Source organism: Subdoligranulum sp. APC924/74, from assembly GCF_003324125.1.
Classification (GTDB): Bacteria; Bacillota; Clostridia; order Oscillospirales; family Ruminococcaceae; genus Gemmiger; species Gemmiger qucibialis.
This window is the reverse complement of record NZ_PSQF01000082.1, coordinates 1-12,063: the sequence shown is the minus strand read 5'-3', so window position 1 is coordinate 12,063 and position 12,063 is coordinate 1. Positions and strand designations below refer to the sequence as shown.

Here is a 12,063-nt window from a genome sequence, read left to right as displayed (position 1 = left end):
GCACTCTGCGACCGCTGCCCCTGCTTCGGTTCGCTGTTTCCGCCACTGGCGGCGCTCACCTTTGCAGCATCCAGTATGATCTGCGCTTTTGGCTTAGCATCTGCCGCACCTCGCTCGCCGTATCGGCACTTAGAATTATGCGGTATTGCCTTGAGAATCTTGAATGACACAACAAAAAAGCACCGGACAAAAATTTGTCTGGTGCTTTTTGGTGCGCCCGCGGGAATTCGAATCCCGGACACCCTGATTAAAAGAGCCCACCGGGCAGAACACTCTGACTTTAGAAGTTTCGAGTTTTCGCTATTTTTGTGCAAAGCATCGTGATTTTCCGCCCGGCAATTTCTGCACCCTTTGTCGTATTTTGCAAGTCAGAGTACCCATTGCAACCCTTGAAACCGTGCAAAAACAGTGCAGAAACCGTGCACTTACTCTGGGATAAATAAAAAATGATGATTTTTAATCCATGACTTGGTGGCGATTTGAGTGACCACAAAGGTAAATTTGATACACGGAAAGAAGAATGCCCACTCGTCTGAGGAGTTCTCAGGGGAGTGGGCATTTCTGTATAATGGCATTTTGTATATGTCACTTGCCACTTTTAGCATGGAGGTTGCCATTTGGGGAATGAAGTTTCCACTTTTTATATGGCAAGTTTCTGCGCTTTCCGCATTGCTTTTCACATTTTCCGTACAACTCCGTGGTGCTGTCCGCGGTCTCTGGCGGCTGCTTTTCTCCACAAAGCATGACCTTGGCAGAGAAAACGCCATTCTGATGGGTAAATGTGCTTGCACCGCCGGTCTTTTCTGCAATATGCTGGACAGACTGGATGCCGATCCCGTTTTCCTTTCGCTTGGACGAGCGGAAGAGCCCGCTTTTTTCGTTGACTTCACCGTCAAATGCGTTTTCCACTTCGACCAAAAGAAGCCGCTCGGCATGGACATACGCGGTGATCGCGATCTTGCGCCGGGCGGGTGCGGTGCGTAGGCTGGCTTCGAATGCGTTTTCCAGAAGATTAGACAGCACCAGACACAGATCGATCTCGTCCACAGGAAGCACCTGTGGTAAGTCGAGTTTGGCACAAAAGGGAACACCCTCACGCTTTGCAAGGGCACAATAATAGCCGACAACACTGTCCGCTGCACGGTTTTCGCAGAAATTCATATCCAGATCCGGGATCCGGGAGACCGTTTTTGCAAGGTAAGCCTTCAGGTTATCCAGATCTCCTGCCTCGGCCAGTGCGGAGATCTGATTCAGCTGGTGGCGCATATCGTGCCGCGCCTGCCGGGCTTCTTCAATGGCGGCTTTCAGGCTTTCATAGCGCTGCTGCTGCATGGAAAGAAACTGGTTTTCCTGCTGCAATCTTGCATTCTTGTTAAGGCTGTTTGCCATCAGCAGGAAAATTGTATTGAACAAGAACAGCAGGAACAAAAGTGCGATGCTCATAACGATGTAGACCTGCAAGACCCGCCCTATACGGAGCGTTATCTGGTAGCGCGGGGTTATAAAAAGATTCAGCAGGATGAACACCATCGGAAGCACCCAGAACACATACCACGTCTGCGCAAAATTGTCATCCTCCACCATTGCGCGCACTGAGTGGGTAGAAGGATAATAGGCTGCAGCAGCGGTCAGCCAGCAGATCACGTTATAAAAAATGCAGGCGCTAAAACAGAACCACGGCTTGTCCGGCGGCAGCTGCAGCCGGATCGTGATCGCCGTACCAACGGCGCGGGACAAGCTATTCAGGCACGCAAATACCGCGCAGACCGCCAGCGCGATGGTCCCGGATTTCCAGAGAGAGAGCCGCAGCGTTTTGAGATACAGGAAAATTGTCACAATCGTTATGAGCAGCAAGGGGAACGCGGTCGAGAGACCGAAATGATAGCAAAACAGCCCGCCGCCAAGGCAAAGCCCGAACAGCAGCGGCACCTCCCATACCGCAAGCTTTGCGGAAGACTGCTTCAGATAGGAGCGCACCGGAAAATACGCGAGCAGCAGGCCGGGAAACACAACGGTAAGCTCCAGGATCGGGCGCAGAACATCCTTCAACCCACACGCCCCCTTTGCAGCAGAAATTCCATAAACGCCTGTCGTGCGGCTTTCAAAAGCTCCTGACTGACATAGACCTGGCTGCCGTCCGTCATACAGAAGGCGGCATCCTGAAAATCGGCAGCATTCTCCATATTGATGATCGTACCGCGGCCACAAACAAAAAAGCGCGGGTCCTTTTTGAGCGGCTCTGTGAACGCCTTGAAACTCTGGCGTATGGCAAGCGTTTTGCCGGCAGTGGTGCGGATATTGATGATGTGGGCGAAATGCTCGGCGGATATGATATCACGATAGCGCAAATGGATGTCGCTGCCATCCACCTTCACCGTCAAAATCGGCTCCGGGCGGGGGAATTTTGCGAGCATTTCATCCAACAGACCGGACAACTCGGCCTCTGAAAAGGGCTTGACCAAATAATGAAATGCCCGTACCTGAAACCCCTCGAGTGCATGGTCTGTCGAGGTGGTGGTAAAAACCAGAAGACAGTCTGCGTCTGTTTTCCGAAGTTCCTTTGCCGCGTCCATGCCGCTTAAACCATCCATGTAAATATCCAAAAATGCGGCGGTAAAGCGCTGCGCTTCTTCTGCCGCCAGAAAAGCTTCTCCGCTGTCAAATTCTAAAAGCTCTGCTTCTGTACCGCGCTGGCGCAGCTGCCGTGCCAAGCGCTCCTTCAGCAGCGTGCGCTCCGTACCAAGGTCATCGACGATCGCAAATCTCATGCTGTACCAAGAAGCTATTGCTATAGCTTCCAACCTCCTTTATAAACTCTTTCATCCTGATTATAGCACAGTTGCCCGGTTCTGTCGCAGCAGAAAACGGGATTTCGTGACGGAAACCGGGCTTTCGTGCCAAACAGCTTGAAACAGCCGTATCCACCCGTATACTAGAGACAGAGAACCTCAACAACGGCAGAAGGAAGGAGGGTCGCTGTGTATCGAATCGCCGTGCTGACAAACAGCAGGGCGCAGGAAGCTTTTTGGGCAGAGCAGATCTTGCAGTTCTGCGCCGAGCATTGTTTATTTCCCCAAATGGACTGTTACCACGATCAGGAAAGCTTTTTTGAAGCCGCGCGCTGCGAGCCGCTGACAAATGCCGTGATCGCCCTGCCGGGGGTGGATGGATTGAATGCAGTAGAGCATCTGCACGCGCTTTGTCCCCAAACACGCGTTATCTGGTGCAGCGATCTGAATTTTTCGCTCCATGCCTTCCGGCTGCGTGCAGACTACTTTCTGCTGGAGCCAGTGACCGAAGCCGCTTTGCGGCAGGGTTTTTGCATCTGGCTGGATCAAAAAAATCCGGCAGAGCAGCGCCGACCTGACCGCAACGAACACAACAAGGAGAACGACTTATGAAAAAGAGAAAGATCATCCACTCTGCGTTGAGCTTGTCGCTGACCGCAGCATTGTGCCTTTCCATGGCCGCCTGCGGCGGTACACAGATGCCCGCAGACAGTGTCGCCGCTTCTCAGCCCTCTGCACCGTCCGCCGTGGTGCAGCCCTCTGCTGCGGAGACGACCTCTGCGGCACTGCCTGTGAAGGCCTTGAACCCCAAGCAGGTGGAGGAAAACCCCTACATGGCCAAGAGCGATGCAAACATTCATCACGACGGCTACAACACAGATTCAACGGATGAGATCCTGCCGCTTGCGATCTACCCCGAGATCAACGTTTCCTATGAGACAACGAATGCAAATGCTTCTCCCGCTATCTATTTTGACAGCTACGGCCATGCCGTTGTGCCGCTGCTGGGCGGCATCGCCATCCGCGACCTGAACGCCGAAGAAACAAAAACGCTCGGCTATTTCTCGCCAAAGAAGCATGACGGCGGCGGTTACGTTATCCAGAGCTCCTATACCTTCATGGACGCGTCCAACCGCATCGTCTGCCCCACGAGCAACAACCATGTGCTGATGCTCCGTGCAACAGATGAAAACGGCAATGTGCTGCCCGAATTTGAGAAGGTGCTGGACATTGATATCAAGGCTGCCGCCGAAGCCGCGCTTGGAAAAGAGCTGACGCAGAATCTTTTGTCCGTGGTCTTTGATTATGACGGAAACCTCTGGTTTGCAACGGGCGGCTTCCGCATTTATCCGCAGCGCCAGCAGCAGGGCGTCATCGGCTATATTGCCCGTTCTGCCATTGATGCGATCCTGAATGGCGAGCAGACAGACCTTTCAAAGGCTGTCTTTGTCTACGAGCTGACCCCCGGCGAGGGTGCCGAGAACGGCATCGCCGCCTCCAAGGACGGTGCAGTGATCCTCACCAACCAGAACTGCTATCTTCTGCGTGCAGAAGAAGGCGTAGACGTTGTGTGGTGCACGCCCTATGAGAGCGCGGGTGCAAAGGTGAGCGGCGAAGGCGATAAGACCACCGGCGGCGGTCTTGCATGGGGCGGCGGCTGCTCTCCCACACTGACACCGAACCTTGTGCTGTTCACCGACAATCAGGATATCGTAAACCTTCTTGCGCTCGATATGAAGACCGGCGAGGTCGTGGCAAGCGCCCCGGTGCTGGATGACCTGCCCGAGGGCTATCAGGTAGCCGTTGAGAACTCTGCCATCGTCTATGACGACGGCAATGGCACCGTCAGCACCATCGTCTGCAACTGGTTTGGCGCGGGCAATGCAGGTCTGGCGGACCCCAACAACGACTCCTCCATCCAGAGCTACGCTAATATTTACGACCAGAACTGGCTCATGAAGGGCAACGTTATGATCGCCCCCGGCATCGAGCGCATGGACACCGTAAAGACCGCAAACGGCTACGAGATGAAGAGCATCTGGAGCCGGAACGACCTGAGCGACACTTCCATCCTGAAGCTTTCCACCGCAACGGGCTATATCTACGGCTATATGCAGGATGTGACCACCGGGATGTGGCAGTACATCATTCTGGATTTTGAAACTGGCGAGACTGTTTTCACGATGGATGTTTCCAACAAGTACGGCTATAACAACATGGCCATTGGAATGTATGCCGGCAACAGCGGCAATGCGCTCTACTGCCCGACAGGCTATCTGGAACTGCTTCGTTTGCAGGACCGTTTCGTTTATCTGCCCGAAATGCCCTACCGCAAGGTCGATCTTGATCAGGCAGCAAGAAATGTCCTCTCGCAGGAACAGTTTGCGCAGGACGGCGGTGAAGGCACCGTTGCAAGCTGGCGCAACACTGTGACCGTCCGCAACGTACATCCCAACACCACGGTAGCTTTCCGCATGAATAACCTGTCCGGCAGCACCTCCGGTCTGACCCTCTACGCCTATGGCGTGGACGGCAAGCTAGCAAAGGTCGATCCTGCACTGTGGTCGATCACAGACGAGGACGGCAAGGCTGTAACGGAACTTACCGCCGGTACGCTCTATGAGCTGCGCGTGACCGTCGCCGATGGCGGCGCTCTTGACCTGAGCGAGACGGAAAAGGAGATCAGGCTCTCCGTTGTACTCGGAAAATAAACATAAAACGCCCGCCCACCGTGTCCAAATCTCCACGGTGAGCGGGCGTTCCGCTTCCTTTTGAAGGCAGACCGCAAAGCCTATCAAGATCAAAAGCAGGTTCAAAAGCTGGGAAACCAGCGTGGCGATGGCAGCACCGGTAACGCCCATAGTGGGGGCACCCAGCTTTCCGAAGATGAGCAGATAGTTCAGTCCGGTGTTCGCCGCTACCGCGCCAAAACTTGCCCAAAAGGGGACAGCGGCGTGTTCCTTGCAGCGCAGCCATGCGGACAGGACGGTGCTGACCGCCATGGGCAGATAAGAGAACGCCACGATGCGGAAGTACCCCGCCCCCACACGGAGGATGGCGTCATCTGCCGTATAAAGTCCCAAGACCTGCGCCGGGAAGCCCCCTGCCGTCAGCAGAAACAGTGCTGCCAGCACACCCCCGCAGACAAGGCTTACATCCAAACTGCGCCACGCCTCGGTGTGCTCCTCCGCACCCAGAAACTGTGCGATCAGAATACCGGCAACCGTGCCGACTGCGCCGGACATCACGGAGAAAATAAGAGTGAAGTTACTGCACAGTCCCACGGCTGCAATACCGGCTTCGCCCAGCTGCCCAATCATGATCTGATCCACGATAGAAAAGGAGGCTTGCAGCATTCCCTGTAAGGTGACCGGAATGGCGATTTTGCAAAGGGTCCTCATAAAGTCTGACATGGCAGCCTCCTTGTGCTTTCCCGTTCCACCAGCTCCACCGGCAGAACGATGCCGGCATCGCAGGGGGGGGGCGTCCCGCAGGGCTTCAAGGCGGCGGATGGCAGTCCTTGCCCGGAGCGCCGCATCCTGATGAATGGTGGTCAGAGCGGGAACGCTTTCCCGGCTTGCCAGTGTATATGCAACACGCAAAGTCCTGATGCGCTATTTGCGCCGCCGCCCTGCCTGCGCTACATCCGACAGAGTATTTTTGCAAAGCAACCTGAAACCCATTACGCAGGTAACGATAAAGCAGCTGTTCAAAAAGCTGAAAAGGAAAACAGAAATTCCGCGTTTACACCCGCACCTGCTGCGACATACGTTTGCTACACGCTACTTGGAAAACGGCGGTGATATATACAGCCTGCGGGAAATTCTGGGCCACACAAGCTTGACCATGGTGCAGAAATACCTGCACCTTACACAGCAAAAAACAACGCAAAAGTTCCCGAATTTCAGCCCTATGGACAGAATCAGCCGAAAGACAGCATAAAAAAAGCACCAGACAGCGTTAAAACTGTCTGGTGCTTTTTGGTGCGCCCGCGGGAATTCGAATCCCGGACACCCTGATTAAAAGTCAGGTGCTCTACCAACTGAGCTACGGGCACAAATACTCAATTTGCCTGTTACAGCTTAAATATTGTAACAGGTATGGGAGAAAAAGTCAAGCTTTTTGCCGCATTTTCAGCCAGAAAATCTGCCGCAGGGCAGCTGGTGCAGGAACCTGAAGCATAAACGCATTGCAAAACAGAATAAATATATTGAAAAACAATAAAAATGTATTGCAAAACGATGCGATAGATGCTATGATAACAGCATCGGATATATCATAAAACATCAGGGGGAATGACCAATGCGTCAATTACCAGAAAACTTTTTTGGCTGGAACGACCACAAAAGCATTATGCTGACCAAGTTCGCCACCCTGGCGGTGGCCATGGGGTGCGTGGTGATGGTGCTGTGCGGGCCGCGCATCGTCAGCTGGGTTTTGGCGGTGCACGCGCTGCAGCTGGTGCATGGGCCAAAGCTGGGGTATTTTTTGCTGGGGCTGGGCTATTGCAGCGCCGCGCTGGCCCTGTGGATGCTGTATAACCTGTACATGTTTTTGGCGCGCATTGAAAAAGAAGAGGTGTTTACCCCTGCCAACGTGTTGGCCCTGCGGCGCATCAGCTGGTGCTGCACCTGGGCTGCAGCGCTCTGCCTGCCGGTGGGTGCTGTGCTGGGGCTGCCGTTCATCTTTGCCATTGGCGTTGCGGCGGCGTTTATGGCGCTGATCGTGCGGGTCATCAAAAATGCGTTTGCCCAGGCCGTTAAGATGAAAGATGAACTGGACTATACCGTGTAAGGGGGCGCAGAAGATGCCAATTATCGTCAACCTGGATGTGATGATGGCAAAGCGCCACATGGGGGCGGGGGAGCTGGCTGAAACCATCGGAATTACCCCGGCCAACCTTTCCATCCTGAAAAACAACAAAGCAAAAGCGGTGCGGTTTTCCACCCTGGAAGCCCTGTGCAAAGCGCTGGACTGCCAGCCCGCTGACCTGTTGGAATACCGCCCGGACGAAACGTAAAGAAACGACCTTGATATAAGGAGACAACCCAATGAAATTTGATAAAAAAGAGGCTGCAGGCCAGCCCCTTCCATTTTCTGCACCCAAAAATCCGCAGTGGGTCATGCTGGCCGCCCTGCTGCTGAGCTATGCGGCGGGCTATGAATATGTTGACCGCTGCCTGGGTTTTGGGGTGGCGAGCGAGTACTCCGCCTGGCGCGCAGGAGTGCTGGTGTTTGTGGCGCTGTATACCGTAGTGGTGGAGCTCGCCGCTTGGGCGGGGGACCGCAAACCCAGCCGGACCGCCGCGGCCTGGTGGTGCTGCTGGCTGGTGCAAAGCCTGGCCATGGCGGGGTGGAGCCTGCACACGGACGACCTTGGCTTCTGGCAGGTCGTGGCGTGGCACTGCACGGCTATTTATTATGTGCTGGCCCGCAATGATTTACTGGCGGCTGGCCGCACCAGCTGCCTTGTGCTGCTGGATGGCGTGGCGGGCATGTTTGCCATCCCATTCGGCAACTTTTTGCTGCGTACCCAGCTGCTGTGGCAGGCACTGCACCGCTGGTGGGCCAATCATGCGGGACGCAAAGGCCGCATGCTGGAAACCGCTGTCAGTATAACTGCTGCCCTGCTGCTGGGCGGTGCGGCCTGCGCCACGCTGGCGGGGGCGGATGATAACTTTGCCCGGCTGTGGGGGCATCTTGGCAGCTGGCTGGGGCAGCTGTTCGGGCAGGATGCCCTGCTGGCAAATCTGCTGATCTTTGCGCTCTCCCTGCCTGTTGGTGCCTGGTTGTTTGGTCTGGCGGGCGGCAGCGCCCGGCGCAAGGCGCCGCCTGTTGCGGCGGAACAGTTTTACGGCAAACTGGCAGCCCTGCCGCGCCTGCCTCAGCTGATGGGAGTGTTAGTCATGGCGGTGCTGTGTGGTGTGTATACGTTGTTTTTTGCCGTGCAGGCGGCGGAATTCGCCGCCGCCCTTGGGGCACCGCTGCCCCTGACCGCGCCGGATGCCGCCGCGTTTGCGGTGAACGGTTTTTGGGAGTTTTGCCGCATTCTGGTGCTGGACCTTACTGTGCTGGCGGCACTGCACTTTTTGGGGGCGCAGCCGGTTACCCAAAAGAGCTTATCCCGCGTGTTGGCCGTGGCGCTGTGCGGGTTCGGTGCCGGGTTTGCGATGCTAGCCGCGGCCAAGCTGGCGGTGTATATCAATCTGTACGGCCCAACGGTGCGGCGCATTTGGGCTGCGTGGGTGCTGGGAGCATTGTTACTGGCCAGTGTTCTGGCTGCGGTGCGGTTGTTCCGCTGCATCCCGGCGGCACGCATGGCCTTTGTGGCAGCGGCGTTCAGCTTCAGCCTGCTGTGCTGCCTGCCTCTGGAGCGCTTCTGTGTGGATGCTCAGCTGGCCCGCCCCGATTGCGATTGGCAGCTTTTGCAGCGCTACACCTGGCAGAGCAGCGAGCTGGACGAGTATATCACCCAACAGGCAGGGGAAAACGCGAACTTGTCGGAGTGAAACTCCGCCATTTTGCGCTGTGCGCAAGACCGTTCCCTACAGCTTATTTTATGTTGCGGTGCAAACATACAAATGATCTGTAGGGCGGGATGCCCTCATCCCGCCGCGGAGAAGCCTTGCTGATTGCGTCAAACCTTGCGAATTTGTTCAAATTTTGTTTACAATTTGTCTAAGAATAGCCGGTCGAAACTGCGTGAAATTTATCCGCATCACCAAAAATGAGTGAAGCGCTTTGTACAGTGTTGACAAATGTGTGCCAAAAGGTTTATTGTAATAGCAATTCATCAGCCAAATGCAATGAACAGGAAATGACCTATCCGTATCACCGCTTACAGAAAGCCGTTGGTTGTGCAAGACGGCAGCAAGGCGCGGTCTGGCCCTCACCTGCGAGCAGCTTGGGGGAAAGCGGGCAGAACCGCCCGCCGTGTAGTTCAAGCCGGGAACCCTCCGTTAATGGGGTGCGCAGTCCGGCACAGTGCGGTGTGGGGCTGCGGGTGAGTGGTCGGCATTGAGCCGGCAAAGCAAAGTGGTAACGCGGAAGTAAAAGTTGCAATGGTGCAGCGCATGATTGCAGTGTATGCCTTCGTCTTTGCGTTGGTCCAAATGGGCCAACAAAGAAAGACGAAGGCTTTTTTGTTTACCGCATTTGGCTGGATGGAGTGGAAAATTTTTATTATTAACGGAGAGAAGGATTATCATGAACACACTCGTCATCGTGTTGATTGCTGCTGTGGTTCTTGTCTGTGCTTATGCGTTTTATGGGCGCTGGGTGGCAAAAACCTGGGGCATTAACCCGAACGCACAGACCCCCGCTGTTAAGTATAACGATGGTAAGGATTACGTTCCCACCAACGGCTGGACCGTTTTCAGCCATCAGTTTTCTTCCATTGCCGGTGCAGGCCCTGTTACCGGTGCAATCCAGGCTGCAGCCTTCGGCTGGCTGCCGGTTCTGCTGTGGGTGCTCATCGGCGGCGTTTTCTTTGGCGCTATTACCGACTTCGGCGCTTTGTATGCTTCCGTTAAGAACGACGGCAAGTCCATGGGCATGCTGATCGAAAAGTACATCGGCAAGCTGGGCCGCAAGCTGTTCCTGCTGTTCTGCTGGCTGTTCTGCGGCATCGTTATTGCAGCTTTTGCTGATATGGTTGCCGGTACTTTTAACGCTTACACCACGGTTGACGGCGTTACCAGCCTGGCTGATGCAGCTACCACCAACGGCGCAGCCGGCATGGTTTCCATCATGTTCATGCTGTTCGCTGTTGTGTTTGGCCTGATCCAGAAGAAGTTCAACTTCTCTGGCTGGAAAGAGGCTGTTCTGGGCATCGTGTTCATCGTGCTGTCCTTTGCTGTCGGCATGAAATTCCCCTTGATTTTTGACAAGGCTACCTGGAGCTACATCACCTTTGTTTACATTTTCTTTGCTGCAGTTCTGCCCATGTGGCTGCTGAAGCAGCCCCGCGACTACATGACCACCTTCATGTTCATCTGCATGATTGCCGGTGCTGTTGTTGGCCTGCTGGTTGCACATCCCACCATGAACCTGCCCGTCTTTACCGGTTTCAATAACGAAAAGCTGGGCACCATGTTCCCCATTCTGTTCGTTACCGTGGCTTGCGGTGCTGTTTCCGGCTTCCACAGTCTGGTTTCCTCCGGTACTTCTTCCAAGACGGTTGAAAGCGAAAAGGATATGCTGAAGGTTGGTTACGGTGCTATGGTGCTGGAAAGCCTGCTGGCTGTTCTGGCCCTCTGCGTTGCCGGTGCAGCCGCTGCTGCTGACGGTACCCCCGCTGCTGGTACCCCGTTCCAGATCTTCAGCCGCGGCGTTGCCGGTTTCTTTGAGATGTTCGGCGTGCCCGTTTATGTTGCTACCGTCTTTATGACCATGTGCGTTTCCGCTCTGGCTCTGACCAGCCTGGATGCTGTTGCCCGTATCGGCCGTATGAGCTTCCAGGAACTGTTCAGCGTGGACGATATGGAGCATGCAGAAGGCTGGCGTAAGCTGTTCTGCAACACCTACTTCTCCACCATCATCACCTTGGCATTTGGCTTCCTGCTGACCCAGGTCGGCTATGCCAACATCTGGCCTCTGTTCGGTTCCGCCAACCAGCTGCTGAGCGCTCTGGTTCTGGTTACCCTGTGCGTCTTCCTGAAGGTCACCGGCCGCAACAACAAGATGCTGTTCCCGCCGCTGATCATCATGCTGTGCGTCACCTTCACTGCTCTGGTTCAGCGCCTGATTGCTATGGTCAAGGCCATCCAGACCGCAGCTTCCACCACCATCCCCGCTGGCGAAACCACCTGGGGTGCTGTGTTCATCGCAAACGGCCTGCAGTTGATCATCGCTATCTTGCTGATCGTTCTGGGCATCACCATCGTGGTCAACTCTTTCAAGAGCTATGCCAAGAGCGAAAAGAACAGCGAAAAGGCTTCTGCCTGATTTATCCCTGACAGTTACTACCTTCCATAAATAACAGCCACCCCCGCAGTGTCATGCCATGCTGCGGGGGTGGCTGCTTTTATATTTGTATGTATCTTATAAAGAGTAAAGGCAACACCGCACAATTCCCGCCTTGCGGCTTAAGCACCGCTCCGGCATCTGCGTTGCCAAAATGCTCGATAATGTCGGGTTGCGGTACCTGCATCGTGCTTCGGGGTCAAAAGCCCCTCGCACTCTGCGACCGCTGCCCCTGCTTCGGTTCGCTGTTTCCGCCACTGGCGGCGCTCACCTTTGCAGCATCCAGTATTATCTGCGCTTTTGGCTTGGC

The 12,063-nt window shown here is 55.0% G+C and carries 10 protein-coding genes, 1 tRNA gene and 1 pseudogene; 8 read left to right on the top strand and 4 right to left on the bottom strand.

Annotation, left to right across the window (positions count from 1 at the left end):
• Positions 1 to 324: hypothetical protein (locus C4885_RS16780; protein WP_207657595.1), on the top strand; the 324-nt coding region annotated here is incomplete at its 5' end.
• 261 nt (positions 325 to 585) lie between these two features.
• Here C4885_RS16780 and C4885_RS13240 read toward each other — a convergent pair.
• Both C4885_RS13240 and C4885_RS13235 read right to left on the bottom strand, forming a co-directional pair.
• Entirely contained in the window at positions 586 to 2,010 is a 1,425-nt protein-coding gene (locus C4885_RS13240; RefSeq protein ID WP_371681676.1) for a sensor histidine kinase, read from the bottom strand.
• Positions 2,011 to 2,045: 35 nt separating this feature from the next.
• Positions 2,046 to 2,801 carry a LytR/AlgR family response regulator transcription factor gene (locus C4885_RS13235; RefSeq protein ID WP_371681675.1) on the bottom strand — a complete coding sequence of 252 codons (756 nt, stop codon included), beginning with the start codon at positions 2,799 to 2,801 and terminating at the stop codon, positions 2,046 to 2,048.
• Between the two features lie 177 nt (positions 2,802 to 2,978).
• Between C4885_RS13235 and C4885_RS13230 the strand changes: the two genes are divergently transcribed.
• Complete coding sequence (locus tag C4885_RS13230) at positions 2,979 to 3,401, top strand: response regulator (protein WP_114000783.1); 423 nt, start codon at positions 2,979 to 2,981, stop codon at positions 3,399 to 3,401.
• Complete coding sequence (locus C4885_RS13225) at positions 3,398 to 5,500, top strand: hypothetical protein (RefSeq protein ID WP_114000782.1); 2,103 nt, start codon at positions 3,398 to 3,400, stop codon at positions 5,498 to 5,500. The genes C4885_RS13230 and C4885_RS13225 overlap by 4 nt, the downstream gene beginning before the upstream one ends.
• A gap of 93 nt (positions 5,501 to 5,593) precedes the next feature.
• On the opposite strand, the pseudogene C4885_RS13220 reads toward C4885_RS13225, so the two are convergent.
• Positions 5,594 to 6,190, bottom strand: a pseudogene (locus C4885_RS13220) (MATE family efflux transporter); the annotation flags it as partial.
• A gap of 145 nt (positions 6,191 to 6,335) precedes the next feature.
• On the opposite strand from C4885_RS13220, the gene C4885_RS17340 reads away from it, so the two are divergent.
• Complete coding sequence (locus C4885_RS17340) at positions 6,336 to 6,731, top strand: tyrosine-type recombinase/integrase (RefSeq protein ID WP_114000781.1); 396 nt, start codon at positions 6,336 to 6,338, stop codon at positions 6,729 to 6,731.
• A gap of 39 nt (positions 6,732 to 6,770) precedes the next feature.
• On the opposite strand, the gene C4885_RS13210 is transcribed toward C4885_RS17340, so the two are convergent.
• A tRNA-Lys gene (locus C4885_RS13210) sits at positions 6,771 to 6,846 on the bottom strand.
• 245 nt (positions 6,847 to 7,091) lie between these two features.
• Here C4885_RS13210 and C4885_RS13205 point away from each other — a divergent pair.
• From C4885_RS13205 to C4885_RS13190, 4 genes are all read left to right on the top strand, one after another.
• Positions 7,092 to 7,583, top strand: coding sequence for a DUF2975 domain-containing protein (locus C4885_RS13205; protein ID WP_114000780.1), 492 nt, complete (start codon positions 7,092 to 7,094; stop codon positions 7,581 to 7,583).
• 13 nt (positions 7,584 to 7,596) lie between these two features.
• Positions 7,597 to 7,809, top strand: coding sequence for a helix-turn-helix transcriptional regulator (locus tag C4885_RS13200; protein ID WP_114000779.1), 213 nt, complete (start codon positions 7,597 to 7,599; stop codon positions 7,807 to 7,809).
• Between the two features lie 31 nt (positions 7,810 to 7,840).
• Positions 7,841 to 9,298 carry a DUF4153 domain-containing protein gene (locus C4885_RS13195; RefSeq protein WP_114000778.1) on the top strand — a complete coding sequence of 486 codons (1,458 nt, stop codon included), beginning with the start codon at positions 7,841 to 7,843 and terminating at the stop codon, positions 9,296 to 9,298.
• Between the two features lie 697 nt (positions 9,299 to 9,995).
• Positions 9,996 to 11,735 carry a carbon starvation protein A gene (locus C4885_RS13190; RefSeq protein WP_114000777.1) on the top strand — a complete coding sequence of 580 codons (1,740 nt, stop codon included), beginning with the start codon at positions 9,996 to 9,998 and terminating at the stop codon, positions 11,733 to 11,735.
• Positions 11,736 to 12,063: the final 328 nt, after the last annotated feature.